This window comes from Streptomyces sp. NPDC024698, assembly GCF_055559015.1.
The window spans coordinates 329921-356023 of the sequence record NZ_JBVHLK010000008.1 but is presented as its reverse complement, the minus strand read 5'-3'; the positions used below and the strand labels follow the sequence as shown (position 1 = coordinate 356023).

The window sequence follows — 26103 nt, the reverse complement described above, 5'->3', positions numbered from 1 at the left end:
GCGCGGGGGTATGCACTGCCCGACCCGGCGCAAGGTAGCGAGTCCGCTGGTCACGCCGATGATGGCCCAACCTCGCTCCTAAAGCGGGTGTACGCGAGAGCCTAAAGACGTCCCGGCATGTGAAGGTGCCATGTCATCATCAGATGATGCTGACCGAGGAGGACGCGCGCCAACTGGTGCTTGCTCGGATCGACGATGAGCAGGGGAACGTCAAGTACGACCTACAGATCCTGCGGGTGGAGGCCCTGCCGTTCGGGTGGATCTTCTACTGGGGGGCAGTCTGGGACGGTCAGAGCGAACCGCGCCCTCGGTTGGGGGGCAACGGTCCTTTCCTGGTGGATCGTGAAAACAAGCGGTTGCTCCGACTTGGCACCAGCGTCCCCGTGATCCGTCAGATCGCTGACTACGAGCGGCGGCTACGACGTGAAGCTCACGCCCGGAACACAGCAGCGAAGCAAGCCGTACAGCAACGCGGTACCGCAACCCCAGCGACTCCCCCCGTCCGCTGTCGTCCTTCAGGGGCCACAAAGCGACCGGAATGACCGTCGATGACCGATCCACCTAGAGCTACGGATCAGAAGGCTGCCGCCTGGACGTGAACTTACGGTTCTCTGGCCAGACACCTACCTTTGGCCCGCAGCTCGCAAGCCTGAGTGCTCTCGACTGCGGGTGGGGCTGCCGACCCGGTTTGTCGAAGCCGACGGCTACAGTCCGGGCATGCTGCTGCCACGCCCGGTCGAGGAGGCCGAAGGCCCGTACGACGCCGGGTACCACCCTCGCTTGGAGATGACGTTCCAGCCTGTCGAGGAGCCCATCACCGAGCCCGTCGCCAAACTGGGTGGTGAGCCCGTGTGGCTGGATGAGCCTTGCTGGCCGGTGCACCCCCGCACCGCGGAGCCCCTGGACTTCATTGGACAGTTTCCCGTCCCCATGGAACCGGGCGAGGAGCGGCGCATGGCGTACCTCTTCCTGTCCTATGACGACTACGAGACTGGTGGGGCGGACCCGGAAGACGGCGAGGCTGTCCTGCTCATCCAGCCCGGTGGCCGGGTTCCCGAGTTCGCCGCCATCGGGCCGGCCGGGACGAAGGGGCGTTCCCTGTGGCGGTTCGGCCCCGACGAGGAGCAGGTGTCCGTCCAGTTCCAGATCCGGACCACAGCCGTCCCGGCGGCGGTGGAGCGCAGCCTGGAAGAGGACGGCACGGTCGATGTCCGGGACTACCTGGGAGGCAAGCCTGCCTATCCGGACTGGGCCGCAGTGGAGGCACCGTGGCGCTTCTTCTTCTGCCTCGGTGGGATGGAGGACGACGGACCGTACTTTCTGAACTTCGCGTACGGCAGCGGATTCGCCTATCTCAGCCCCGACCGCTTGGAGGGCCGCTTCAGTTGGGAAGCTGCCTAGAACCGTGTGCGGCCGTCTCAGTTTCCGTCTCATTCAGCACCGTTCACGGACGTTCAGACAGGACCGGGGCCTGAGGACCACCGGCAGCCCAGGCGCCGATGAACGCAGGTGAACGCCCGTGTACACCGCCCCGCACCCCACCAACACAGTTGGAAAGCGTGTTGGCCACCGCCGGCGCCCGACCCTGGGCACAACCGGTCGAGGCCTAGGTTGGGTGCGTGGATGAGGAAGCGGTCACCATCAGACTCACGCGGGATCAAGCGTTCGTCCTGTCCGACTGGCTATACCAGGTCATGTTCCGGTCCGACGACCTTGAAGGGATCGTGCACGACCGAGCTGTTTGGTCGCCGATCTACTCGATCTCAGGAACGCTGGACACAACGCTGAGCGAGATCTTCATGCCCGACTATGGTCCGCGGCTCGAAGCGGCCAAAAAGCGCCTCCGTGTAGAACTCTACGGCGAAGCCGACAATTCGACCGCGCCAGGCGAGGACACGACCGCCGCACCATAAGCGCACCAGATCGAGCGGGGAACAATGGGGAACCACGGTGAAAGCGGCCACGGTCGGTGAGACATCGTGCCGGACATCCGCCCAGCTCAGTGATCGAACAAGCTCCTCATGCACGCAGCTTCCCAAGCTGAGAGTGCGAGTTCGATTCTCGTCACCCGTTCCATGACAGAGGCCCAGGTCACCGACCCGGGCCTTTTTTGCTGTCCGCCGTGACTACTCGCCGCGCGCCAGATGCGTGCCAGAACGATGATCCTCTGGATCACCGGGGTCCTCTGGTGGCACGGCAGCAGCTTCCTGTACTTCCTGGCGCGCCCGGCGGACGGTCGCGTCGAGTCCCGCAGCAACTTCCTGCTGTCGATCGTCGTCGGAGTGCTGATAGATCAGCGCCGCCCTCTCCGAGGACGCACCGGAGCGCGTGGACAGGGTGTGACCGGTGTGGCGGAGATCGTAGAAGCGGAAGCCCTCGGGCATGCCGACCAGCGCACGTGCCCATCTCCACTTAGTGCCGAAGGTGCTACGCCGGAAGGGAGCCCCCTTCTCCCCTACGAAGATCAGACCGTCCGGCACCTCCTCGGCGTACGACTCCAGATGCCACCGCATCCCGACGGCGTTGGCGAGAGCGTCGACCTGACGGGCGGTCGCGATGGGCCGCTCGACTGCCTTCTCCTTGCCACCCCCCTTGATCCGGCACGGGTTTCGCTGGATCGGCTCGTCATCAACGGCCGTGCGAGTTCCTGCTCATCGACCCACTTGTCCGCGTAGGCACGGAAGCTCACCGCTCCCCTCTCAGGGTCACGCCACTCCCCCCGGCGGATCTCGGTCTGCTTCTCGGCGAGCCAGTCGTCCGCGTCCGCCGTCGTCTCGAAGGTGAACGGCGCCGGACGCATCACCCCGTCGGGTCCCGGATAACGTGCTTGGTAGCGACCGGACTTGAGACGTCGAATCGCACCGAACCGGCGCCGCCTGCCTTTGCTGTCGGCCATCAGGCAGCCCTCCTGTAGCGGGGACGAGGCCGCCTCAGCGGCAGCACGGTGCGGGACTGGACAAACTCTTCGACCGCGCTCTCCGGGATACGGACGTGTCGGCCGATCTTCACGTACCGAATGCGACGCTCCTCGATGAGCAGTGGCGAACCAGGACTCGGCGTCGGTCAGGCCGGTGCCGGGCGAAGCGGCGGTGCAAGAGCACAAGGACGGTGTCCGGGTCGGGCAATGGGTGGCCCGCCTCGGCGGCGCGCTCGCGAGTGCGTGCTTCGTTGTGGTCGGCACGTTCCGATGAGGTCGGTGATGGGGTTGCGGATGGGACGGTCGAGCGTGCCTGTGGCGCTTTCGGCACCCTTGGTCGCGTACTTGGCGATGTAGGAGGCGACGGCACGGCTGTTCAGGTTGGTGGGCCCGGTGAAGTATCGGGGCAGAGGTCGGTGAACGTCTCCGTGATAAGGAAGCGGTCGATCTCGCCCTGCACCGTCTGAGCGCCGGCACCGGTATGTGCGGCCGGAATGGCCGACGCATGACACATGACGGGCACCGGCCTCCGCGATCGCCGGTGAGGGCCGGTGAAAGATCAGTGGGGGGCGGTGACGGTGACGGTTGCCCCGCGCGCTACGGTGTCGTGTTCATGTCGCGCACCTATGGGGGGTTTGATGCGGCGAACCACGGCAGCCGCGAGCGTCGTCACCATGCTCGTGCCGCTTCTCCTGGCCGGCGCTTCCACGACGTCGGCCGCGGCCAATGGCTCACTCACCGTCACGACGTTGGACCGGAGCGGCAAGCCGGTCTACGCCCAGGTGGCGGTCTACAACACGAGGACGAACGACTTCCGCTACATCGACGGGAACAAGAAGACGTCGCTGCCCAACGGCAGTTACGAGCTCGCCACCTCCTTCACCGGCGGCAACAGCGAGGACGGCATCGTCGGCGGCCACAGTGTGAAGGTCTCCGGGGCCACGACGACCACGTTCGACGCCCGGAAGGGCCGTCCGGTCAAGGTCTCGATCAGTCCCGCCCCGGGCAGCGGATACGACCGCACGGTCAGCGCGGCCGTCTGCGCGACCGACAACAGCCCGGCGACCATGAGCACGTCGGCCGCGCCGGGCGACCTGTACGTCATCCCGAACAGCAGCAAGGCGTACGAGCTGGCCTACGGCACCACGTACGAACCGCGGTCGACGACCGGCGGCGACTTCTGGCTGGCCTCCGCCACGCACAGCCGCGGCGTGCCGTCCGGGGTGTCCGCGACACTCAGGAAAACGGGGCTGACCACCCTGAAGGTGTACGCGCGTTCCGGTCCCGACAGCGGACAGGCGCGGTTCTCGTTCAACGGCGAGCCGACGGGCGGCTCCGACTGCTCGTCGTCCATGGACATCCTCGACGTCCAGCGCAACCTGCCCAACTCCTTCAGCGTCCACGTCCCGGCCGGCCAGTGGACAGTGGGCCAGCAGGGCAACGACTTCATCTACGGCGGGTTCCACACGTACGCGGCCGGCAAGACCGCCACGCTGGCCCTCGGCCACGCGGTCTGGGGGCCCGGCGGGCAGTTGCCGTACACCTGGTACCACCAGGTGTACTTCGGGAACGACAACCCGTTCGCCGACCCCGTGCTCACGGCGGGCGGGGTCCTGGCCTCCGGCACCGTGAAGCTGACGCACGCGGGCAGGACGCTCTACTCGCACAAGTACAGCCCCTCGCAGGAGATCGGCGCGCAGCCGCGGATCCCGGGGTCGGGCTGGTACACGATCACCGAAACCGGTCACCGCGACCATCTGCCGGCCGGCTCCCTGTCGACCTCCTCCAGCCTCTCCCTGCACTTCTACGCCGACGCCGACAAGAACCAGCAGATCCGTGCCTACATCACCCGGTTCTCGCCCGAGGCACTGAACTCCAGGAACCAGGCGGCTGCCGGGTCGACCACGACCGTCGACCTGGGCATGCAACGCAACGGCACGGGCGACGGCACGATCGGCCGGCTGTCGGACAGCGTGAAGTCCGTACGTGCCTGGTACACCACCGACAACGGCTCCACCTGGCACGCCATCACCGCGAAGCTGTCCGGCGGCAAGTGGACCACCGCCGTCCACAACCCGGCCTCCGGCCGCGTCGGCCTGCGCTCGACCGTCACCGACACCCACGGCGACAGTTCGACGACCACGGTGTACAACGCGTACGCCGTGGGCTGAGGACTGAGGTCTGTGGCTCTGAGCTGCGCGGATGCAGTGTCCTTGCGCCGCGGAGCGCGAACGGCCCGTACGGGCCGTTCGCCCTCCGCTCGCTGCGGGGATCCTCAGAAAGCGATGTGAGGGCTCGTCAGGGTTGCTCCGAAGTAGCCCTTCACGCCGCGGACGGTGATGCCGGCGCTCTTGCCGCACACGCTGGCGGAACCTCTCAGGACGGGGCCGGTGGCCGAGCCGCGGGCGATCCACAGGCAGCCGTCGTCGTTCTCCGTGGGAACGCCGACGACCGTCTCGGCCTTGCCGTCCTTGTTGAGGTCGGCGAGGTGGACCGACGCCCCGAACTGGTCGCCGGTCTCGGCGGTGCCGGGCACGTCCGCCGTGTTCTGGGTGTATCCGGCCGCCTTGGCCGTGGTCAGACCCGTGGCGGAGCCGCGCAGCAGGACGGCCGAGCCGGCCAGCTGGCGGGTGCCGACCGCTTCACCGGGGACACCGACGAGGACATCGGCGTAACCGTCGGCGTTGGTGTCGCCGACGCTGAACGACTGGCCGAAGCGGTCGCCGTTCTCGGCCACGCCGGGAACCCCCGCCGTGTCCTGGTGGAAGATCTTCGGCCGCTGGTCTGCGGTGATGCCTCGCGCGCTTCCGTAGAGGACCTGGATCTCGCCGCCGCGGTGTGCGGCACCGGGCACGTTCATCGTGAAGTCGTCGTCCGCGATGCCGGTGACGAGGTCGCCGTAGCCGTCGCCGTTGACGTCGCCGATCTGGCCGGCGTGGCCGTCGGCGAGCGGCAGTTTGGTGGGCCAGGTCGCCATGGGGTCGTCGCCGATCGGGCCGTTGTCGACGAGCACGGTTCCGCGGATGTCGTCGTCCGAGGGACCGGGCAGCCAGAACCGTTCCGCCCTGCCGTCGCCGTTCACGTCGCCCATCACCAGACCGCGGGAGTTGGCTCGCCATTCCAGGTAGTGGGTGGCGGCCTTGCCGGTGCGGGTGAAGGGGCCGGTGTAGGAGGCCGCCTCGCAGCGCGAGCCGATGCCCAGTTCCGGGGCACCGTCCCCGTTCATGTCTCCCGTGGCCAGGGACAGCCCGAATCCGCAGTAGGTCATACCGTCCCCGAACCCGGACGGCGCGGAGATGCTCGAACCACCGTGCAGGCCGTTGGGCCCGCCCCACACGACGGTCACGGAGCCCCGGGACTTCTTGCCGTCGACGTCTTCGTGGGGAGTGCCGACGATCAGATCCGCGTATCCGTCCCGGTCCAGGTCGGCGGCGGCGACCGCCGAGCCGAACCCGTCGCCGTCCTCGGGTGCGCCGGGGATCCCGGCGGTCGCCTGCGTGATCACGGTCCGGCGCGTGGCATTCACGGATGACGCCGCCCCGTAGAGGACGACCACGGCACCGGCTCCCTCCACCGATCCGTTGGCGGCCTCGGGGGCGCCCACGACCAGGTCGCGATAGCCGTCACCGTTGAAGTCGTCCTGGACCGCGGCGGTGTTGGCCCCCTTGTAGGGAGCGGCCGCCGAGGCGGTCGCCGGAGTGAGCGTGACGGCGAAGAGGGGGGCGAGCACGGCCATGGCCGTGACGGTTCTGTGCAACGGAACTCCTCGTGGGGGGGACGACACAGATGACAGGGAGGCGAGGGCCTCATGACGTGAAGCTTGATCGCCTCGCCCCACTGACCCACGAGAGCACCGCAAGGTTGTACGCGGCGCCCAACGGATCTGAGAACTCTGCCGAGTTGGTACCTGTCGTCAGGTTCCGGCCGATCGGCGGGACGGAGGACACGTACTGGGAGACTTCTTCGTCATGACCTCTTCGATTCTCCGAGTCCACTCCGCCGCAGGCGCCGTGGCGGCGTCGGTGTTCCTGCTCGTGTCGTGCACCTCAGGCAGCGGTGAAGGGAGAACCCCCCGTGCTTCGCCGTCGGCGTCCGCGCCGAGCGCGTCTCGGACGGCAGCCGGGTCGTCCGAGCGGCAGCTCACCGAGAAGGCCCGGGCGGCCCTGGCCGCCGTGCAGGGCGCGACGATGGTCGAGTCCGGAGTCGAGCGGGTGGCCGACGGGATCCACACGGAGCCCACCCTGAGCGAGGGCAGGACCTACCGGCTCGACGTGGTCTGCTTCGGCAGCGGCAGCGCCCGGCTGGCATTCGTACCGGCGGGCGCCGGCACGGAGACCGAGGTGCCGTGCGACCGGTCAGTGGTCCAGCAACGGATCACGCCGCACCAGCGGGTGCACATCGACGTCGACGCGGCCAAGGGCTCGACCGGCGTGATCGCCTGGCGGATAGACGCCGTCTGACACCGGTGCCGTCCGCCGCCGACGATCAGGACCCTCCTGGACCGCCACGCCGGCAAAGGGGGAAGCCCCGGGCCGGGTGGTGGCTCGGGGCTTCCTTGTGGGGTGCGTCAGTTGGTGAAGTAGAGGTACTTCCAGGAGCTGTACGTCGTGGAGTTGACGTTGTCGCCCGAGGTGTCGTTGATGTACGCCGACCGGATCCGGGCGCGGATGCCCGACTGGCCGGGGGCGCCGAGGTCGACGACGGTCTTGCCGTTGCTCGCCAGCTTGAAGAACTCCTCGTCGGCGCGCTGCCACTGGCCCTGGTAGTAGATGTCCAGGTCGATCCGGTGGCTGCGGCCCGCGTAGTAGGTCATGGTCGTGGTGAACAGCGGGGCGGTGTTCTTGCGGTACCAGTAGTACGTCGAGGAGTTCGCGCTGATCTTGCCGGTCCGGTAGTACTTCGTCAGCGAGGTGGAGACGCTCACCTTGGCGTACGCGTTGACCTTGACCGACTTCGGCGCGGTGCGGGAGTCACCGGCGAAGACCGCGGTGACGGTGGTGTCCCGCTTCATGTCGACCACGGCGGAGACGTTCCCGCTGGAGTTGACGGTCGCCTTCTTGACCAGGGTGTCGGGCTTGTCCGAGCCGTAGGGGTTGGCCCAGATCTCCACCGTGCGGTTCTTGTAGGTGGTGCCCAGGTGCGCGGTGAAGGTGACGTCCTTGCCGTACGAGTACACCTTGCCGTTGTTGTTCAGGCTCAGCGTCGCGGCGGTCCGGGAGACGGCCACCGTGTCGGAGCCCGAGGCCGCGGTGCGGGTCGCGTCCCCCGCGTAGGAGACGGTGTACTTCACGGAGCCGCCGGCCGGCGGGGTGTCGGTGAAGGAGAAGGTGCCGTCCGCCTTGGTCTTGACCGCGGTCAGCGCCTTGCCGGAGGGGGACTCCAGGTCCGTGCGCCTGACGGCGAGTGCGGTGCCGGCCGGCAGCGCGTCGGTGCCGCCGGTCTTGCCGGTGACGGTCAGCGCCCTGCCGCGGGTGCCCGTGGCGGGCGCGTTCACCGTCACCGTGGTGGCGCTGCGCGAGACGGCCACGGTCGACGTGGCCGACGCGGAGGAGTGGCCGGCGTCCCCCGCGTAGGAGACGGTGTACTTCACGTCGCCCTCGGCCGACGGGGTGTCGGTGAAGGTGAACGACCCGTCCGCGCCGGGCGTCACGGGGGTCAGCGCCTTGCCCGACGGCGACTCCGCGTCGGTACGGGTGACCGTCAGTGTCGTACCGTCCGGCAGCGCACCCCCACTCGTGATCCTGCCGGTGACGGTCACCGGCTTGCCGCGGGTGGCCTTGGCGGGCGCGTTCACCGTCACCGTGGTGGCGGCCTTGCCGGGCTCGGTCAGGGTGTTGAGGTAGTACGTGCTGCCGTTGCCGGTGACCGCGAAGAGACGGCTGCCGTCCGGCTCCCAGGCCAGCCCGTCCGGGACCAGGGTGCCCGTGCCGGTGGCGGCGAACTCGTAGTTCCGGACCGGCTCGGCGGTGCCGGGCTTGAAGATGTAGACGTCCGGCTCGTAGATCCCGTCGATGCCCGCGGCGACGGTTCCGTCCGCGGCGATGTCGACGGCGTTCGGGTAGGCGTCGGTCGGGTAGCTGCCGACCTTCGTCAGGTCGGTGGTGGACAGCACCTGGTGCTCGTACGGTGATCCGCTCGCGGTGACGACCTGGCTGCCGTCCGGGGTCACCGCGAGGTCGCGCAGATTGCTGCCTGCCTGGCCCTGGGCCAGGAGCTTGGGCGCGTCCGGGCCGGAGACGTCGTACGTCGCCACGGCGGAGGGGCTGAGGCCCGGCACGGCGGCGGCCAGCACACCGGGCGCGGCCGGGTTGGACGCCAGCCGGGGCGCGTAGTACCAGCGGTTGCTGCTGTCCTGGGCCACGGCGAGGACGGGTTCGGGGCCGGAGAGGTCGAGGGAGCCGATGTTCCCGTCGGACGCCGTGCCGTAGCCGAACCACAGCTTTCCGCCGGCGCGGGCGAGGGTCGCCGGGGCGTCGGCGGTGCCGGTCGAGTAGCGCGCGGACTCGGTGAGGGCCGCGGTGTCGATCGCCGCGATCTCGTCGCTGCCCTCGACGGCCACGTACAACGTCTGCGAGTCGGCCGAGAGTTCGAGGCCGTCGGCCTTCGGCAGCGAGCCGAGCGTCCCGACGACATTGCCGCTGTAGTCGGTGGCGACGACCTTGCCGCCGCTCCGGTCACTGACGAAGACACGCTGGTGCACGCTGTCCACGACGACGTCGCCGACGGACGCGACGGGCAGGACGGTGTGACCGTCGGCGTGGGCGGCCGAGGCCCCCAGGCCCGTCAGCACCACGGAACTGAAGAGGACGGCGAGTGCCGTCGCGGAGGAGGTTCTGCGATCGCGCAAGGTGGTTCAAGCCCCCATGAGCCGTGGGAGACCGCGCGTCACCGGGAGGGGGATCTCACCGGGCGCGGCAGGTCTCGACGCCTATGACATGTGTGTGACAACGACCGCACCCGAATGGTTGTACGAGAAAGGCGATGACCTCCGCTCCGACAGCCGCTAGGAATGGTCGCCGGGACGGACGATCAGATAGGTCCAGCCCGTCCAGACGTCGGTGGTCAGGGCGTTGACGGCCGGCGGTGTGTAGTGGCCGCGCATGCGGTAGTGGTCGTTGCCGGTGAAGAGCTTCAGGGCCCGGGCGTAGCCGTACCAGTTGTCGCCGTACCAGGGCACGCAGCGCTGTGAGGTCGTCGGATGCCAGGCACCCGCGTAGTAGTGCTCCACGTACACCGTCAGGCAGCCGCCGGACTGGCGGGGGGTGACCCGGACGTCGTAGGCCATGTTGATCTCGGACTTGTGGAAGACCTGGTAGGTGGTGGATCCGACGCGGGTGGTCGTGAGCGGGTACTGCGTCTCGGTACGGGTCGTCGGGGCGACGCTCACCCCGGTCGTGACCGTGCGCGGCGCGTAGCGGCCGTCGCCCGTGAAGACGGCGCTGAAGACGGTGTTGCCGGAGATCTTGAAGGACGCGGCGAGGTTCCCGTGCGCGTCGACCTTGCCGGTCTTCAGCTGTGCCCTGCTCCCGCCCGCGAGCTGGTCGTACAGCGTCACGGAACGGGAGGTGTACGTGGTCCCCAGATGTGCGGTGACCTTGACGGTCGCGCCGGAGTGGTACGACTTCGCGTCGGTGGTGACGGTGAGGCCCGGGGTGGCCCGGGACACCTGGACGGTCGCCGACGCCTTGACCGGCAGGTAGGACGTTCCGCCGTCGTAGGTGAAGGCGTAGGTGTTGGCGGCGCCGGTAGCCGGGGTGTCGTGGAAGGTGAACCCGCCGTCGGCGGCGACCTGCACGGTGCCCGCCGAGGAGCCGGACGGGTGCGCCAGGTCGGTCCGTACGACGTGGACGGCGCCCGTCGTCACATGGTCGTGCGGCCAGGTGAGCTTCCCCGAGATGGTCAGGGGCGCGGCGCGGCCGGCGGTGGAGGGCGCGGTCACCTCCATGGTGGGCGCGTACTTCGCGACGGGGATGTCGTAGGTCCGGCTCGCCGCGCCGTAGCGGCCGCTTCCGGAGTAGTCGACGCGGAAGCTCAGCGGGCCGCCGAGGGGCGCGGTTCCGTCGACGTGGTAGGCGCCGAAGAAGTCGACCATGGAGGCACGGGTGGTCGTCCAGTCCGTGACGGGCACGCCGTCCGGATCGGCGTCGTCGTAGCGGGTGATCCGTACGGTGCCGGGCATCATCTTCTGCCCGGCGTCGAGGGACAGCGGCGAGTTGAAGCCCGCTCGGAACGCGTAGGCCTCGCCGGGGGCGAGCGGGGTGGTGGCCGAACCGCCGTCGAGCTGGACCCAGGCGGTCTCCGGGTCACGGCCGACCTGGAGCGTCGGCGTCCCCCCGGAGGCGTCCACGCCCACGGCGTAGAGCCGGCTCCCGTCCGGTGACCAGGCGAGCCCGTGGGCGGCCATCCTCACCGGGCCGTCGTACGCGTAGTCCTTGTAGAAACCCTCGCCCGTCTCCGGGAACGCCTCGAACCGGTCGCCACCGCAGCCGCAGCCGGCCAGGGTGCCGTCCGGGGCCACGGCGACGGCCTTGCCGGCGACCGGCATGGCGAACCGGCCGTCCACGGCCAGGTCCGAGATGCGGTACCGGCCGTCGGTCGGGTGGGCCCAGGACGAGACCGCCAGGTGCTGTCCGTCCGCCGTGACCGCGAAGTCGCTCAGATCGGGGACCGGCAGGGCCTTCTCGGCCTGGCGGGTCAGGGTGCCGTCCCCGGCCCGGTAGGTGACGAACGCGGAGGTGGTTCCGCTCTGCGCGGCCGCGGCCAGTACGCCGGAGGGCGTGGGTGTGGTCGCCAGCGTCGGCGGAGCGGGCCAACTCCCGGGATCCTGGCCCAAGGTGACCGTGCCGTCCACGGCCAGGGATCCGATGCCTCCGGCGCCCGGCGAGCCGTACCCGAACCAGAGGGTGCCTCCGGCGAGGGCCAGCGAGTCCGGGTGGGTGTCCGCGCCGGTGCCGTAGCGGGCCGACTCGGTCAGACTCTCCGTGCTGATCGCCGCGATCGCGTCCTGACCCGGGAGCGCCGCGTACAGCGCGGATCCGTCGCCGGAGAGGGCGAGGCCGGTGGCACCGGGCTCACCGTCGACGGTCGTCGGGTTCGCGCCGTCGAGGTCGGTGACGACGATGCCGTCGGTGCCGGCTCCGCCGCTGATGAACAGGTGCCCGTGCCGGGCGTCCACCACCAGGTGCGCGAAGTGCGCGATCGGCAGCCGTGTGCCGGAATCCGCGTGCGCGTCCACCGCCCCGGGACCGACCACGGCCGTCAGTCCCAGGAGGACCGCCGCGGCCTGCGGGGAGAGTCGTGCGAGATTCATGAAAACCCCCACCTTCACGCTCAAGGAGCGCAACGTAGCACGGGGGCTGACAGGTCCCTTTCAAGGGTCACCCGCAGCTCCCGGTACGGGGGTTGGGCCCCGCGGAGCGGTCGGCCGACGGCCGCCGGACGCCGGGCGCGCGATGCACGGATCGCGGAGCGAGGGGGGCGGAGCGAGGGGCGGAGCGAGGGGCGGAGCGAGGGGGCGGGGCGCGCGGAGCGGAGGGGGCGCGTGACGGGGCCGGTGCCCCCTCTCGGGCTTCGTCCGGCCCGAACCTGGGGCCGTTCGGCCCTATCGGCCGCGGGCGGGGAAGTGATCTTCTGGCTCGGCGGCCGGGTGCCCCCGCCCTCACAACTCCCGTCCCCCCGTACGGGAATGGGGTCGGAGCACTCGGTACGCGCCAAGAACGGCTCCGGCCGGTACGGACCGCACCGGCCCGGTGAAGGCTGCCGAAGAACAGCCGGTCCGCAGGGAGGCCCAGTTGCGGCGCAGCTTCATCACGATCTTCATGGTGCTGGCGATCGGCTGCACCATCGCTTCACTCGCGTACCCGGTCTTCTACTCCTACCCCCACCGCTTCGACGCCGTGAAGGCCGCCATCGCCGACCCCGGCCCCGTGGTGAACACGCCGTGGGGACCGCTGAGCGCGGCCGACCGCGACCTCGTGGCACAGGTGGAGGCGGACGGGCTGTGGGAGATCTCCGCGGGCCGGCAGGCGGTCGACCGGGCCCCCACGCCCGCCATCAAGGAGGCCGGCGCCGAACTGGTGGCCGGCCACACGGTTCTCGACAAGAGGGTGCGCACCGTGGCGGCCGAGCTCGCCATCACGCTGCCGACCCGGCCGACAGTGGAGCAGCAGGGCTGGCTCGCTCAGCTGACGGCGGCCCAAGGTGACTCCTACCGACGGGAGTTCGCGAATCTGCTGCGCGAGGAGCACGGCAGGATCTTCCAGCAGCTCGCGCAGGTGCGCGGCGGCACCCGCAACACGCTGGTACGGGACCTGGCAACGGTCGCCGACCGGACCGAGCTCGAACACATCTCGGCACTGGAGAAGACCGGATACGTCGACTTCGACACCGTCGCGCGCGACACGACGGCGCCTCCGGCCGCGGTCCCCACGAAGGTTCCGGCGCCGTCGGCGTCGTGAGCACCGGTCCCGCGGCCCCCGCCCGCCGGGCGGTTCAGCCGGCGGGCGAGCAGTTCCCCCAGGCGGTGGCCAGGGCGTGGGGGATCGCCGGGATGTCGCCGCAGCCGTGCGGGCCGGCGGGGAAGCCGTCGCCGGCGATGTAGGTCCAGCCGCTGCCCGAGTCGCGGAAGTACTTGGTGGCGCCGCCCTCGTCCTGCATGCCCGCGAGTTCCGCCTGGGTGGCGCCCGCGAGGGGCTGGAACGGGGTGGCGGCGTAGCGGACGCTGCCGCACCGGCCGTAGAAGAACCGGTGCGGCACCGGTCCGATGTGCTCGAAGTGGGTGACGTCGTGCTCGTACGTCCGGGTCACCCCCGCCTTCACCCGGTCGTCGGCGACCAGGCCGCGGCAGCCCGCGTCGGGCGTGGCCGTGTGCCCGGCCGGGGCGGAGGACCGGTCCGGTGAGCCGTCGACCGGGGAACGCGACGGCGTGGACGCGCCGGCCGGGCTCGCCGAGGGTGACGCGGCCGGGGACGGCACGGCCGGGGCGGACGTCCGGACGACCGTTCGCGCCGAGGGGCTCACGGACGACGGGCCGGTGCCCGCGGCGGAGCCCGCGCCCGCCGTGTCCTGACACCCCGTCAACAGCATGATCCCGCCCATCAGCGCGAGCACCGGCGTACGTCTGGGACCGGACATGTCCCCTCCTTGTTCTCTTCCTCGTTCTCCGTGGCTCTGGAGCCCTGCGACTCCGCGGCCCTGCGGCTTGCCCCACAGGACAGCCCCGGACCGCCCGATAGTTGCGGATTGAAGGATGCGGGACGGTCTCGATTCCGCATAGGGGTTCCCGCCACGTCGATCGCCGCACGGCACCCGGCACCCGGCACCCGGCACCCGGCACAGAAAATTTGATTCCCGAGCATCGCGAAATCTGCCTTTGTCACGGTAGACATCGGGCGTCGGCATGATTAGGGTTTCCTGTACAGACCTCGTCGGCCCGGTGGAGTTCACTCCCGGTCCGGCGAGAGATCGACTCCGAGTCGAGGACGGAGGAAGCAGACGCCATCAGGATCGCCCGGCCCCGGAGCAGTACGGCCGGGTGCACAAGAACCCGGATGGGACGGTGGTTCCCGGTCACGGCATTCACGATCCCCGCTCACCCGCCCACGGTCGGGCCCGGTAGCGGAAACAGACGGTCGGCTCCGCAGTAGAGCCGGCAGATGGTGTTCAATTTCCTTCGGGGCCCTGGTGCCATACGGCAACGGGGCCCCTCGACGCGTGCTACGACGAGGTGAAATGACAGCGGACACTCCACTCAGTGGTCGTCTCGACGACGACGACTATCCCGCGTACACGATGGGCAGGGCCGCCGAGATGCTCGGCACGACACCCGGCTTCCTCCGGGCCATCGGGGAAGCCCGCCTGATCACTCCGCTCCGCTCGGAGGGCGGCCACCGCCGCTACTCCCGCTATCAGCTGAGGATCGCCGCCCGGGCGCGGGAACTCGTCGACAGGGGGACCCCGATCGAGGCCGCTTGCCGCATCGTCATCCTTGAGGACCAGCTGGAGGAAGCCCAGCGCATCAACGCCGAGTACCGGCGCGCCGCACAGGGTACGCCCGAGGCATCCACCGCGAGCTGAACGCTCCACCCCGGCGGCACGCCCTCCGGAACGGCCGCCGCCCGCAACCGTCGCCACCCACAGCGCCTTCGCCCCACCGCCCCGACGCGCCCCGCCCGGTACGACGTACAGGAAGTGGCCAACGATGATGTACGACCAGTCACGCGCCCAGCAGCCTCCGGACGGGCGGCCCGGCTCCGCCGGACGTCGTACGCCGGGCCCGGAGCCACTGCTCGGGGCGGAGGAACGGGCCGATGTCACCCAGCGGCTCCTCCACGCGCTCAACACGTTCGCCACCAGCCCGCGCGAAGCGCTGGAGGAGGCCGAGACCGCGTTCGACGAGGCCGCGGCCCAGCTCATGAGCGCCCTCACCGAGCGCCGTCGCGCCCTGCACGAGGGCTGGCACGGCCAGGACCCCGAGACACAGGGCGAGGAACTGCGCCACGCGCTGCGGCAGTACCGCGAGATGACCCAGCGGCTGCTGCGCATGTGAGCCCGCGGGCAGGCCTTCGGCCCGGTCCGCGCCGCCGGACCGGGTCTTACGGTGCGGTGACGTGAAGGGCGTGGTGATGCCGCGGGAGGGGACGCCGGTCCTAGCGTGCGTCTTATGCGTGTACTGGTCACCGGCGGAGCCGGGTTCATCGGAGGTCGGGTCGTCGCGGCGCTGCGCGCGCGGGGGCACGAGGCGGTCGTGTTCGACCTGCGGCACGGCGACGACGTGCGGGACGCACGGGCCGTCGCGGCCGCGCTGGACGGCGTGGACGCCGTGTGCCATCAGGCCGCGATGGTGGGCCTCGGCACCGGGTTCGGCGACGCGGTGGAATACGTCTCGCGCAACGACCTCGGCACGGCCGTGCTGCTCGCCGGGATGGCCGACGCGGACGTGCGGCGGCTCGTGCTCGCCGGGTCGATGGTCGTGTACGGGGAGGGGCGGTACGCGTGCGAGCGGCACGGGGTGGTGCGGCCGGGGCCACGGACCGTGGCCGATCTGGAGGCCGGGTGCTTCGAGCCGCGGTGTCCGCGCTGCGGTGCGGAACTGACGCCCGGCGTGGTGGGCGAGGACGCGCCCGTCGACCCGCGCAATGTGTACGCGACGACCAAACTGGCCCAGGAACACCTCGCGGCGGCGTGGGCGCGATCGACCGGCGGGACCGCCGTGTCGCTGCGCTATCACAACGTCTACGGTCCCGGAATGCCCCGCGACACCCCGTACGCGGGCGTCGCCTCCTTCTTCCGGTCCGCGCTCGCCCGCGGCGAGGCCCCGCGCGTCTTCGAGGACGGCGGCCAACGGCGGGACTTCGTCCATGTGTCGGACGTGGCCTCCGCCAACGTGGCCGCGCTGGAGGCGGGTTCGCCGGACGGGTCGCTCACGGTCTACAACACCGGCAGCGGTGAGGTCCGTACGGTCGGCGAGATGGCGTGGGCGCTGTCGGAGGCGTACGGCGGACCCGACCCGGTCGTGACCGGGGAGTACCGGCTGGGCGACGTACGGCACATCACCGCCGACTCGGCCCGGCTGCGGGCCGGGCTCGGATGGCGCGCGGAGACCGGATTCGCCGAGGGAATGCGGGAGTTCGCGGCGGCCCCGCTGGACGGGGAGTGCGGGATCCGGCGGCCCGCCGCGACGCCGGCCGCGCCCCGTGCCGCCGAACCCGCCCCGGACCGGGCACTTCTGGCCTCCCCGGCCCGGGAGACCCCGGCGCCCCTGGCAGCCCCCGCTGTCCCGGACCGGGAGGTCGTGGCGGTCCCGGACGGGGAGGTCTCGGGCCCCATCACGCGCTCGCCGTCGGGAGGGTGACCTCGAAGCGGCAGCCGCCGGGGACGTTGTGCACGGCGGCCACACCCCGGTGGGCCTCCACGATGCCGCGGACGATGGCGAGGCCGAGGCCCGCTCCGGCGGGTGGCGTACGGGCGTGGGTACCGCGCCAGCCGGTGTCGAAGACCCTCGGCAGGTCCTCCTCGGGGATGCCTCCGCAGCCGTCGGTGACGGACAGGACGACCCCCGCGGCGGAGCGCTCGGCGGTGACCGCGACCGTGCCGTCGGCGGGCGTACGGCGGATCGCGTTGACGAGGAGGTTGCCGAGCACCCGGCTCATCTCCTTGCCGTCCACCTCGACCGGCACCTGCTCGACACGACTCCCGACCAGACGCACCCCGTGCTCGCGGGCCAGCGGATCGGCCCCCGCGAGGGCGTCCCCGACGAGGTCGTACACGGAGACCCGGGAGAGGGAGAGGGCCAAGGCGCCCGCGTGGATCCTGGAGAGTTCGAAGAGGTCACCGACCATGCCGTTGAGGCGTTCGACCTCCGTGCGCATCTGGCGCAGATAGCGGGGGGGGTCCGCCGCCACCCCGTCCTCCAGCGCCTCGGACATCGCACGCAGCCCGGCCAGCGGGGTCCGCAGGTCGTGCGAGATCCAGGCGACGAGTTCGCGGCGCGAGGCCTCCAGTGCCCGTTCCCTCTCCCGCGACTCGGCCAGTCTGCGACTGGTGGACGCCAACTCCCGGCTGAGCGCCGACAGTTCGGCGGTCGCCGGCCCCTCGGGGGCGGCGAAGTCCCCGCCGTCGCCGAAGGAGCGGGCGGCCAGGGTCAGCGCCCTGCTGCGGGCGACGACCCAGCGGCCCAGCAGCAGCGCAGTCGCCAGCGAGACGACGGCCGCCATGGCGACGACCGTCGTGACCACGCTCAGGTCGTGCGGGGACAGGAACATCGCCCAGGCCACCGCCAGCGTTCCCGCGAGCATCGCGCCCACGGCCACGGCCGCGACGACGGCGACGGACGCGGTGAGCGAGCGGCTCCGCAGCAGCCGGAGCGCCCCGGCGCCGAGCAGGCCGGCCGCGGCGGCGCCCAGGAAGGCGAACAGGGCCATGACCAGTACGTCGTTCATGATCGGGCCTCTTCCTCGGGCGCGGGACGGTGCTCTCCGGCGGCGGGCCGGTCCGCGGCCCCGGTGCAGTCGAAGCGGTAACCCACGCCCCACACCGTCTGGATCAGCCGGGGTCGTGCGGGGTCGTCCTCCACCTTGCCGCGCAGCCGGCGCACGTGGACGGTGACCGTCGACAGGTCGCCGAAGTCCCAGCCCCACACCTCGCGCATCAGGTCCTCGCGCGCGAACGCCCGGCCCGGATGGCGGAGGAAGAAGGCGAGGAGGTCGAACTCGCGCAGAGTGAGCGCGAGCTCGACGCCGTCCTTGGTGGCGCGGCGGGCCGACGGGTCGACCGCGAGACCCGCGGCGCGCAGCGGACGGGCGGCGGCCACCGGCCGGGTCCTGCGCAGAACGGACTCGACCCTCAGGACCAGTTCCCTCGGGCTGAAGGGCTTGGTGACGTAGTCGTCGGCGCCGACCTCCAGACCGAGGATCCGGTCGTCCTCGTCGCCGCGCGCGGTGAGCATGATGACCGGGACGGGGCCCTGGGCGCGCAGCCGGCGGCACACCTCAAGGCCGTCCATGCCCGGCAGCATCAGATCGAGCACCACCAGGTCGGGCCGGTGCGCGGCGGCACGCGCGAGCGCGGCGGCGCCGTCCGCGGCACGGTCGACGCGATAGCCGGCACGGTGGAGGTAGCCGGAGACGACCTCGGCCACGGTCGGGTCGTCGTCCACCACGAGCACACGGGTGGCCGCCTCGCCGGGGAGTCCGGCCGTCTCTCCGCGGGGGTCGGGCACGGGCCCCGGGCCCTCGTCCGCGCCAGGCGCGGGCCCCGGGCTCCCGCCCGCGCTCGGGACGGGTCCGGGACCTGGGGATTCGTGCGCTGGATGCATGCCTCCAGCGTCCCACCCGGCCGGGTCCGGCCCGGCTCCCTTGCGGCGACGTCCGAGTTTCGTAAGGACATGAAGTCCGTTATCTCCCTTTCGCGTTCGTAGGGTGAAGCGGGTGACGACCTTTCCCGTACCGGACCCGGACGTCGACCTGGTCCTTCCCTGTCTGAACGAGGCGGGCGCCCTGCCCTGGGTGCTCTCCCGGATCCCGTCCGGCTGGCGCGCCCTGGTGGTGGACAACGGCTCCACGGACGGCTCCGCGGAACTCGCCCGCGCGCTCGGTGCCACCGTCGTACGCGAGGAGCGCCGCGGTTTCGGCGCCGCCTGCCACGCCGGGCTGACCGCCGCCACCGCGGACATCGTCTGCTTCTGCGACTGCGACGGTTCCCTGGACCCGGCCCTGCTCCTGCCGTTCGTCGCCGAGGTCCGGGCCGGCGAGGCCGACCTCGTCCTCGGGCGGCGCCGGCCGACCGAACGTGGTGCCTGGCCCCCGCACGCCCGTGCGGGCAACATCGCGCTGGCCCGGATGCTGCGGCGCCGCACCGGCCTGCGGCTGCACGACCTCGGCCCGCTGCGCGCGGCCCGCCGGGAGGCGCTGCTCGGCCTCGGGCTCACCGACCGGCGCAGCGGCTACCCGTTGGAGATGGTCGTCCGCGCCGCCGACGCCGGCTGGCGCGTCACCGAGCACGACGTGCCCTACCTGGCCCGTACCGGCGTCTCCAAGGTCACCGGCACCTGGCGCGGCACCTGGCAGGCGGTACGGGACATGCGCCGCGTGCTGGCCGAACCGCCCGCGTCCGACCGGGCGGCGGCGGGGAGCGGAGCCCAGGCCCCGTCCCCGGCCGCATCCGCGGAGCCGGCCCTCGCACCGTCCCGAGGAGGAACCGCCCAGTGAGCGTCACGCTGCTCGTCATCGCCAAGGAACCGCGCCCCGGACGGGTGAAGACCCGGCTCACGCCGCCGTTCACCCCCGGGGAAGCAGCGGCGCTCGCGGAGGCCGCCCTCGTGGACACCCTGCGCGCGGTGGCCGCCGCACCGGCGCGACGCCGGGTCCTCGTGCTCGACGGGACGCCGGGCCCCTGGCTCCCGGCGGGCTTCGACGTCGTACGGCAATGCGCCGGCGGCCTCGACGAACGGCTGGCCTCGGCGTTCGCGGGCTGCGACGGGCCCGCGCTGCTCATCGGCATGGACACGCCCCAGGTGACGCCCGCGCTGCTCACGGTGGACTTCGCGGACTGCGACGCGTACTTCGGGCCCGCCGAGGACGGCGGCTTCTGGGCGTTGGGGCTCGCCGAACCCGACCCGGAACTGCTGCGCGGGGTGCCGATGTCGATGCCCACGACGGGCGCCGCGCAGCGGGACCGGCTCGTCGGCGCCGGTCTGCGGGTGCGGGATCTGCCCCGCCTGCGGGACGTGGACACCGCCGCGGACGCGCGAGCGGTCGCGGCGGAGGTGCCCGGGAGCGTCTTCGCGGCGGAACTGAACCGGCTAACCCCGACAGCAACGGCAGCCGCGCGGCTGCCGGAACAGAACGCGGGACACCCGGCCGACCGGAACCACCGGGACCCGGGGGACTCCGGGCCCGTCACCGGACAGGACTCGGAGCCCGCGACCGGACGGGACTCAGGGTCCGCGACCGGGCAGAGCTCGGGGTCCGCGACCGCACAGGGCTCGGGGTTCGTCGCCGGGCTTCAGGCCGTACGGGACGCGCGGGCCCTCGCCGGTCCGGGCCCGGGGCCGGACGCCGGACCGGACGCCGCACTCCGAGATGCCGGGCCGGGCGCCGGACCCCGGGATGCGGAACCGCGAGATGCCAGGCCGGACGCCGGGCCGCTGGGTCCCGGGCCGGGAGCCGCACCGCCGGATACCGGACCGCGGGATGCCGAGCCGGACGCCGGGTCGCTGGGTGTCGGACGGTGAGCGGCGGTCGGGGGACGACCGCGTTGGATGCGGGCGGAAGCGGTGGCACCGGTACGGAGGCCCTGCCCGGGCGGGCCGCGCACGCGTGGGCCGACGATCCCTACGCCGACGCGCTGGGCGCCGGCCGGGGCCCGCTGTTCCTGCGGCGGACGGACGGCTGGCTTCTCCCGCTGGAGGTGGAACGCTGGTGCGCCCGCGCCGACGCCGTCGATCTGGAGGTGCTGGCCCGCTGCGAGGGCGCCGTGCTCGACGTGGGGTGCGGGCCGGGACGGCTGGTCGCGGAACTCGCGGCCCGGGGACGGCCCGTCCTCGGCATCGACGTCAGCGAGGCGGCCGTGGCCCACACGGTACGGCTCGGCGGCCAGGCGCTGCGCCGGTCGGTCTTCGAACCGCTGCCCGGCGAGGGCCGCTGGGACACGGCCCTCCTTCTGGACGGCAACATCGGGATCGGCGGAGACCCGGCGGCACTGCTGCGGCGTACGGCGGAACTGCTCTCCCCTGGAGGCCTGTTGATCGCCGAGACCGTGGCGGGCGCGGACGTCGACGAACGCGTCGACGTCCGTATCGTCCGTGTCGTCGGCGCCGCCCACGGCGACGGGAGCGGGCATGACGTCATGGCCGGTGCGGCGGAGCACCCGGCCGGCGGCGGGGCCGGCGACCTAGGGGCCTCCGGTGACCGGGCCGCGTTTCCGTGGGCCCGGGTCGGCACCCCGGCCCTGCTCCGGCACGCGGCGCGCGCCGGATGGCGCGCCGACGCTCAGTGGTCGGCGGCCGGACGTTCCTTCGTGGCCCTGCGCAACGGGCCGCGGCGGGAGGCCCGGCGGGACCGCAGGACGAGCAGCAGCGCGGACCCGGCGAACAGCGCCGCCGTGATCAGCAGCCAGCGGGCCAGGAAACCGTCGGCCGGCAAGGCGGTCGCCGACCGGTAGTGGTCGGCGACCTTCCCGCTGATCAGCGGGAACCACACCAGCAGGAGCAGACCGGACAGGGCCGCCGGAACACGGACGTACATCGTCTTGTCCCGGTGGCCTCCCGCGTCCAGCGCCTTCGAGACGGCCCGGTCGGCACCGGCGTACAACGGCACCAGCACCAGGTCGTGCAGCACCGCCGCGCCCACGAACCAGATGGCCACCCGGGACCAGTCCGCCGTGAGCAGCCGCACCCCCGCGTAGGCGGCCAGTGCGAACGAGCAGGCCAACAGCAGGAGCTGGAAAGGGCTGCCGATCAGATTCCGCCGTGTCGCCGGTGCTCCGGCTCCCCTCGGACCAAGGCGTCGCATCACAGGTCTCCGAACGTCATCTTGGCCACCCATTTGGTGTTGAGCACGCCGGGCGCGGCCGGGACGATGATCCGCGCCGGGTAGCCGTGATCGGGCGAGAGATCCTCGCCGTTGACGGACAGCGCGAGCAGCGAACGGGTGTCGCGCACCTGGTTGTCGCGCAGGGCGGCCACGCGGAACGCCCCGTGCCGCTGCAACGACTCCACGAGGACGTCGGGGGCCGCGTCCGCCTCGTAGCCGACGAGCCGCGCCAGGTCACGCAGCCGCACACCTCTCCACCACTGGTCGGACGTCGACCAGCCCTCCACACAGGCGATGGGCAACGCGGCGCTGTGCAGGGGGAGTTCCTTGAGGTCGCTGCGGCTCAGCCGAACCGTCCGGCCGTTCCCCGTGACGGTCAGGCGCCAGACCTCATCGCTGGTCTCGGCGGGGGTGATCCCGCGTGCCGTGGCGGTCTTGTTGATCTGGAACGCCTGGGGTCCTGAACCGGGTTCGGCGCCGCCGTGCGGTGCGAGCAGCGCCGTGTCCCGCAGCGGCCCGTCGAAACTGCGGCCACCCGTGGTGGCGGCCAGCAGCAGGGAGCCGCCTCCGACGAACCCGAGGGCCCCGCGCCGCGAGACGGTCGGCGGCAGCGGGTCCGGGGCCACCAACTCGCGCTCGGGCGGCGCCGGTTCGTTCGCGCCGGACGACGAGCCGGCCGGTTCGGGCCGCGCCCCGGGAGTGCGGAGGCCGCGCAGGTTGCGCACGGCCGTGGGTGTCCGCAGCACGGCGTGTGTCACGAACGCGGCGATGAACACCCAGGCGCCGTAGAAGTGGAGGGTGTAGAAGGAACCGGGGAAGACGTAGTCGAGCTGGATGTTCAGCACGCCGGTGGTGAACTCGAAGAGTGCGCCCCCGACCAGAAGGAGCAGCGAGAGCCGTTCCAGGGCGTGCGCGAGCGAGCGGGCCGGCGGCAGCGTGAACAGCTTCGGCAGGACCGACCAGAGTTTCGCCAGCAGGACCGGGATCAGCGCGAGCCCGAGCGTGACGTGGACGCCCTGGGTGAGGCGGTACAGCCAGACCGGACCGGTGGGCCAGGCGAAGAGGTAGAACCCGAGGATCCCCTTGTCGGGGGTCATGTCGTTCACCGGCGAGAGGTCCGGGTTGTAGGCCGCGTACGACAGGAGCCCCGTCACGAACAGCACCGTGATGCCACCGAGCAGCACCACGCCCAGCACGGAGGTGAACCAGGGGCCGCGCAGCGGACTGCGCCAGAACGCGGGGGACGAGGGAGACCGTGACATGGTCCCGACCGTAGGCCCGCGGCACCCCCCGAACGGGTTCTCAAACCATGACGAAACTCTGACGTCCACCTTGGTGGCCCCCGTCCCGGAAACCTCCCGGCCTAGCGTGCGGGGGTGAACCGCGAACGCCCCCGGGCGCCGATCCCCGACCGCCCCGAAGTCCCTTCGAATCCCCCACCGGATCCCTCCGCCGCCTCGCGCACGCCCCCTTCACGCTCGCGTCGCCCGAGCCGGTCACCGGTGGGGCCACGGGCCGTCCGGCGCGACCTGGCCGCGGCGCTGGCCGGCGCGCTGCTCGTGCTGACGGCGGCGGTCGTCGGCTACGTCGTCGAACACCGCGACGGCACGCTGTTCGTCGGCGCCGCTCCGCTGTACGGGCACTGGGGGCCGCACACCGGGCCCGGCACCCCGGCCGCGATCGCCGTCGCGGTCGCCGTGGTGGCGTACGGGCCTCGCCTCGCCGCCCGGCTGTCGTGGCGACGGCTGCTGTCCGCCGTGTGGGGCACGACGACGGCGTGGACGTTCTCCCTCGCCCTGGTCGACGGCTGGCAGCGGGGTGTGGCCGGGCGGCTCACCACCCCGTCCGAGTACCTCCAGGTCATCACGCCGGTCGACCGCTTCCACGACATCCCTGCCGCCCTGCGGGACTTCACCCATCACATCCTGCTGCACTCCCCCGGCCACTGGCCCGCGCACATCGCCGGGCATCCGCCGGCCGCCACCCTCACCTTCGTCCTCCTCGACCGGATCGGACTGGGCGGCGGGGCCTGGGCGGGCGTCTGGTGCGTCACCGTCGGCGCGACGGCCGGGGTGGCGGTGCTGGTCACGGTGCGCGCCCTGGCCGGGGAGGCTCTCGCCCGGCGCGCCGCGCCCTACCTCGCCCTCGCCCCGGCGGCCGTGTGGATGGGCACTTCGGCGGACGGCTACTTCGCGGCCGTCGCCGCGTGGGCCCTGGCCCTGCTCGCCCTCGCGGTCACGGGCCACCGGCCACGGACGGCGGGCCTCGCCTCCGGGCTCCTCCTCGGCCTCACCGCGTATCTGTCGTACGGCCTGACCCTGATCCTGGTGATCGCCTGCGCCGTCCTGCTGCTGGGCCGCCGCTCCAGGACCCGCCCGCTCCCGTACGCCCTGGCCGGACTCGCCGTCGTGCCCACCGTGTTCACCCTGCTCGGCTTCGACTGGTGGGAGGCGTACCGCCTGTTGGTCGTCCGCTACTACCAAGGGGCGGGAGGCGTGCGGCCGTACGGCTACTGGGTCTGGGCGAATCTGGCCTGCACGGTGCTGATCACGGGGCCGGCCACCGTGGCGGGACTGCGCAGGGCGGTGCCGAAGACCGTCCGGACCGCGGCCGCCGCTCCGACCTCCGCGGCCCGCGCGCGCGGCACCGCCCCGCGTCTGTCCGTCCTGGTCGTCGCGGCGCTGCTGGCCCTGCTCGTCGCCGATCTCTCCGGTATGAGCAAGGCCGAGACCGAACGCATCTGGCTGCCGTTCGCGATGTGGCTGCTGCCGGCCGGGGCGTTCCTCCCCCGTCCCCGGGCCTGGCTCGTGGCCCAGGCGGTGACGGCCCTCCTCCTCAACCACCTGTTGCTGACGGGCTGGTGACCCGGGCGGCCGCCCCGGCTTCGGCGGTGGCGGCCGCCCCGGCTTCAGCGGTCGGGGTGCGCCGGCTGGGCGAGGACCGCTCCGAGGACCAGACCCACGGCGATGGCCGTGACGATCGTGACGAGTTTCAGCAGATCGCGGAATCCCTCGATGACGTAGCCGCCCGCCAGAGTGGTCAGCCCGCGCATGCCGAGGGAGCCGACGGTGAGGGTGAAGAAGCCGGGCAGGAGCAGGACGAGCCGGGGCGGCCGGTTCGGCCGCAGGGCGAGCCTCGTCGCGGCGGCGGCCAGGACGACGGCCGCGACGAACGTTCCGCCCGTCTCGCCGATCGCCTTGGTGGCCAGGGACTGCACGGCGACGGTGACGTAGACCAGGACGAGCAGGGGCGGCAGCAGCCGGAACGGGACGGCGAAGGCGAGCACGGTGCCGGTGGTGAAGACGATCCAGCCCAGGAACAGGGCCCAGCGGGGCAGATCGGACGCGGCGGCGATGTCGAAGAGGGCGCGCGTGGAGGTGCCGGTCAGGTACAGGCCCAGCAGGACCCCGACATAGAGCTGTACGAGGAGGAAGGCGGCGTAGACGAGCCGGATCGCGCCGGTGGTGATGTAGCCGGCAGCGAGTTCGGCCGCGGCGGCGCTCAGATAGTCGCCGGGCACGAAGAAGAAGAGCGCGGGCAGCATCAGCAGGACGGGTCCGCCGTGCGAGGGGTCGCGGGCGAATACCTCGACGGTGATCGCGGAGACGACGGTCGAGACGACCAGCGGGAGCACGGTGGCGTACCGGGGGACGCGGTCCGCCGCGACGGCCAGGACGGCGGCGACGGCGCCGAGGACCGCGGTGGCGCCCACCTCGTACCACGTGGACTGCATGAGCGGCGCGAAGCCCAGGGTGAACAGGACGATGCCGAGCAGCTTGAGCCACCACGGGTAGGGCGGCTCGGACGTCTCGATCGCGGCCAGCCCGCGGTCGGCCTCCCGCACGCCGATCCGCCCCGCCCGTACGTCCTGGACGAGCGGTTTCAGGGCCACGACCTGGTCGAGCCTGAACACCTCGGGGACTGCGCGCAGGGTCACCGTGCGGGAGTCGCCGCCGGTGCCGACGGTCAGCGCGGCTCCGTCCGGCACGAGCAGGACGGAGGCGTCGGTGTCCAGCGCGCGGGCGGTGCCCCGGACGGTGCGCTCGATGGTGACGGCACCCTCGCCGCTGGACCGCAGCAGCAGCCGGGTCAACCGGGCCAGGAAAGCGGCCACTTCGTCCGGAGCGGCGCCCGTTTCCGCCGTCATCGGCCACC

Annotated in this window: 18 protein-coding genes and 5 pseudogenes; 12 read left to right on the top strand and 11 right to left on the bottom strand. The window is 71.9% G+C overall.

What is annotated here, in order from left to right; genetic code table 11:
• The first annotated feature begins 717 nt into the window (after positions 1-717).
• Together ACZ4AA_RS21340 and ACZ4AA_RS21335 are read left to right on the top strand one after the other, a co-directional pair.
• Positions 718-1401: a hypothetical protein gene (locus ACZ4AA_RS21340; protein WP_467604336.1), complete on the top strand. Its 684-nt coding sequence runs from the start codon at positions 718-720 to the stop codon at positions 1399-1401.
• 218 nt (positions 1402-1619) lie between these two features.
• Positions 1620-1913: a hypothetical protein gene (locus ACZ4AA_RS21335; RefSeq protein WP_467604332.1), complete on the top strand. Its 294-nt coding sequence runs from the start codon at positions 1620-1622 to the stop codon at positions 1911-1913.
• A gap of 213 nt (positions 1914-2126) precedes the next feature.
• Here the strand turns inward: ACZ4AA_RS21335 and ACZ4AA_RS21330 are convergent.
• From ACZ4AA_RS21330 to ACZ4AA_RS21320, 3 pseudogenes are all read right to left on the bottom strand, one after another.
• Positions 2127-2896: pseudogene (locus ACZ4AA_RS21330) on the bottom strand (hypothetical protein).
• Positions 2896-3036, bottom strand: a pseudogene (locus ACZ4AA_RS21325) (excisionase family DNA-binding protein); the annotation flags it as partial. The pseudogenes ACZ4AA_RS21325 and ACZ4AA_RS21330, both read right to left, overlap by 1 nt.
• Positions 3029-3315: pseudogene (locus tag ACZ4AA_RS21320) on the bottom strand (replication initiator); the annotation flags it as partial. The pseudogenes ACZ4AA_RS21320 and ACZ4AA_RS21325, both read right to left, overlap by 8 nt.
• A 240-nt stretch (positions 3316-3555) precedes the next feature.
• Between ACZ4AA_RS21320 and ACZ4AA_RS21315 the strand changes: the two are divergent.
• Positions 3556-5088, top strand: coding sequence for a hypothetical protein (locus ACZ4AA_RS21315; RefSeq protein ID WP_467604329.1), 1533 nt, complete (start codon positions 3556-3558; stop codon positions 5086-5088).
• Between the two features lie 104 nt (positions 5089-5192).
• Here ACZ4AA_RS21315 and ACZ4AA_RS21310 read toward each other — a convergent pair whose 3' ends face one another.
• On the bottom strand, positions 5193-6674 hold the full coding sequence (locus tag ACZ4AA_RS21310; RefSeq protein WP_467604326.1) for an FG-GAP-like repeat-containing protein: 1482 nt from the start codon (positions 6672-6674) through the stop codon (positions 5193-5195).
• A gap of 211 nt (positions 6675-6885) precedes the next feature.
• Between ACZ4AA_RS21310 and ACZ4AA_RS21305 the strand changes: the two genes are divergently transcribed.
• On the top strand, positions 6886-7377 hold the full coding sequence (locus ACZ4AA_RS21305; protein ID WP_467604323.1) for a hypothetical protein: 492 nt from the start codon (positions 6886-6888) through the stop codon (positions 7375-7377).
• A gap of 107 nt (positions 7378-7484) precedes the next feature.
• Here ACZ4AA_RS21305 and ACZ4AA_RS21300 read toward each other — a convergent pair whose 3' ends face one another.
• Positions 7485-9764 (bottom strand): YncE family protein, encoded by a 2280-nt coding sequence (locus ACZ4AA_RS21300; RefSeq protein ID WP_467604320.1) that lies wholly within the window; start codon positions 9762-9764, stop codon positions 7485-7487.
• A 156-nt stretch (positions 9765-9920) separates the two neighbouring features.
• A complete protein-coding gene (locus tag ACZ4AA_RS21295) occupies positions 9921-12227 on the bottom strand; it encodes a hypothetical protein (RefSeq protein ID WP_467604316.1) in 2307 nt (768 codons plus the stop codon).
• A 439-nt stretch (positions 12228-12666) separates the two neighbouring features.
• On the opposite strand from ACZ4AA_RS21295, the gene ACZ4AA_RS21290 reads away from it, so the two are divergent.
• Positions 12667-13374, top strand: a complete 708-nt coding sequence (locus ACZ4AA_RS21290; protein WP_467604312.1) for a DUF4142 domain-containing protein — start codon at positions 12667-12669, stop codon at positions 13372-13374.
• Positions 13375-13408: 34 nt separating this feature from the next.
• Here the strand turns inward: ACZ4AA_RS21290 and ACZ4AA_RS21285 are convergent, their stop codons facing one another.
• The gene (locus tag ACZ4AA_RS21285) at positions 13409-14050 is read right to left on the bottom strand and encodes a hypothetical protein (RefSeq protein WP_467604308.1); all 642 of its coding nucleotides are present in this window, start codon (positions 14048-14050) and stop codon (positions 13409-13411) included.
• Between the two features lie 597 nt (positions 14051-14647).
• On the opposite strand from ACZ4AA_RS21285, the gene ACZ4AA_RS21280 reads away from it, so the two are divergent.
• From ACZ4AA_RS21280 to ACZ4AA_RS21270, 3 genes and pseudogenes are all read left to right on the top strand, one after another.
• A complete protein-coding gene (locus ACZ4AA_RS21280; protein WP_467604306.1) occupies positions 14648-14992 on the top strand; it encodes a MerR family transcriptional regulator in 345 nt (114 codons plus the stop codon).
• A gap of 124 nt (positions 14993-15116) precedes the next feature.
• On the top strand, positions 15117-15464 hold the full coding sequence (locus tag ACZ4AA_RS21275) for a hypothetical protein (protein WP_467604302.1): 348 nt from the start codon (positions 15117-15119) through the stop codon (positions 15462-15464).
• A gap of 114 nt (positions 15465-15578) precedes the next feature.
• Positions 15579-16571: pseudogene (locus ACZ4AA_RS21270) on the top strand (NAD-dependent epimerase/dehydratase family protein); the annotation flags it as partial.
• Between the two features lie 172 nt (positions 16572-16743).
• Here the strand turns inward: ACZ4AA_RS21270 and ACZ4AA_RS21265 are convergent.
• The gene (locus ACZ4AA_RS21265) at positions 16744-17856 is read right to left on the bottom strand and encodes a sensor histidine kinase (RefSeq protein WP_467604298.1); all 1113 of its coding nucleotides are present in this window, start codon (positions 17854-17856) and stop codon (positions 16744-16746) included.
• On the bottom strand, positions 17853-18635 hold the full coding sequence (locus tag ACZ4AA_RS21260; protein ID WP_467604296.1) for a response regulator: 783 nt from the start codon (positions 18633-18635) through the stop codon (positions 17853-17855). The genes ACZ4AA_RS21265 and ACZ4AA_RS21260 overlap by 4 nt, the downstream gene beginning before the upstream one ends.
• A gap of 199 nt (positions 18636-18834) precedes the next feature.
• On the opposite strand from ACZ4AA_RS21260, the gene ACZ4AA_RS21255 reads away from it, so the two are divergent.
• The 3 genes and pseudogenes from ACZ4AA_RS21255 to ACZ4AA_RS21245 all read left to right on the top strand — a co-directional run bounded on the left by ACZ4AA_RS21255 (position 18835) and on the right by ACZ4AA_RS21245 (position 21577).
• Positions 18835-19623 (top strand): glycosyltransferase family 2 protein, encoded by a 789-nt coding sequence (locus ACZ4AA_RS21255; RefSeq protein ID WP_467604294.1) that lies wholly within the window; start codon positions 18835-18837, stop codon positions 19621-19623.
• Positions 19620-20219, top strand: a pseudogene (locus tag ACZ4AA_RS21250) (TIGR04282 family arsenosugar biosynthesis glycosyltransferase); the annotation flags it as partial. The gene ACZ4AA_RS21255 and the pseudogene ACZ4AA_RS21250, both read left to right, overlap by 4 nt.
• Positions 20220-20710: 491 nt before the next feature.
• Complete coding sequence (locus tag ACZ4AA_RS21245; protein WP_467604396.1) at positions 20711-21577, top strand: class I SAM-dependent methyltransferase; 867 nt, start codon at positions 20711-20713, stop codon at positions 21575-21577.
• Between the two features lie 349 nt (positions 21578-21926).
• On the opposite strand, the gene ACZ4AA_RS21240 is transcribed toward ACZ4AA_RS21245, so the two are convergent.
• Positions 21927-23210, bottom strand: coding sequence for a molybdopterin-dependent oxidoreductase (locus ACZ4AA_RS21240; RefSeq protein ID WP_467604292.1), 1284 nt, complete (start codon positions 23208-23210; stop codon positions 21927-21929).
• Between the two features lie 240 nt (positions 23211-23450).
• Between ACZ4AA_RS21240 and ACZ4AA_RS21235 the strand changes: the two genes are divergently transcribed.
• Positions 23451-24812 carry a hypothetical protein gene (locus ACZ4AA_RS21235; protein ID WP_467604289.1) on the top strand — a complete coding sequence of 454 codons (1362 nt, stop codon included), beginning with the start codon at positions 23451-23453 and terminating at the stop codon, positions 24810-24812.
• 44 nt (positions 24813-24856) lie between these two features.
• Here ACZ4AA_RS21235 and ACZ4AA_RS21230 read toward each other — a convergent pair whose 3' ends face one another.
• A complete protein-coding gene (locus tag ACZ4AA_RS21230) occupies positions 24857-26095 on the bottom strand; it encodes a threonine/serine exporter family protein (protein ID WP_467604285.1) in 1239 nt (412 codons plus the stop codon).
• Between the last annotated feature and the right edge of the window lie 8 nt (positions 26096-26103).

What these genes read in the sequence shown, in the direction of transcription:
- ACZ4AA_RS21275 (WP_467604302.1), top strand. Translation starts at nt 15,117, where the DNA reads ATGATGTACGACCAGTCACGCGCCCAGCAGCCTCCGGACGGGCGGCCC.
- ACZ4AA_RS21230 (WP_467604285.1), bottom strand. Translation starts at nt 26,095, where the DNA reads ATGACGGCGGAAACGGGCGCCGCTCCGGACGAAGTGGCCGCTTTCCTG.
- ACZ4AA_RS21265 (WP_467604298.1), bottom strand. Translation starts at nt 17,856, where the DNA reads ATGAACGACGTACTGGTCATGGCCCTGTTCGCCTTCCTGGGCGCCGCC.
- ACZ4AA_RS21340 (WP_467604336.1), top strand. Translation starts at nt 718, where the DNA reads ATGCTGCTGCCACGCCCGGTCGAGGAGGCCGAAGGCCCGTACGACGCC.
- ACZ4AA_RS21285 (WP_467604308.1), bottom strand. Translation starts at nt 14,050, where the DNA reads ATGTCCGGTCCCAGACGTACGCCGGTGCTCGCGCTGATGGGCGGGATC.
- ACZ4AA_RS21305 (WP_467604323.1), top strand. Translation starts at nt 6,886, where the DNA reads ATGACCTCTTCGATTCTCCGAGTCCACTCCGCCGCAGGCGCCGTGGCG.
- ACZ4AA_RS21240 (WP_467604292.1), bottom strand. Translation starts at nt 23,210, where the DNA reads ATGTCACGGTCTCCCTCGTCCCCCGCGTTCTGGCGCAGTCCGCTGCGC.
- ACZ4AA_RS21315 (WP_467604329.1), top strand. Translation starts at nt 3,556, where the DNA reads ATGCGGCGAACCACGGCAGCCGCGAGCGTCGTCACCATGCTCGTGCCG.
- ACZ4AA_RS21280 (WP_467604306.1), top strand. Translation starts at nt 14,648, where the DNA reads ATGACAGCGGACACTCCACTCAGTGGTCGTCTCGACGACGACGACTAT.
- ACZ4AA_RS21295 (WP_467604316.1), bottom strand. Translation starts at nt 12,227, where the DNA reads ATGAATCTCGCACGACTCTCCCCGCAGGCCGCGGCGGTCCTCCTGGGA.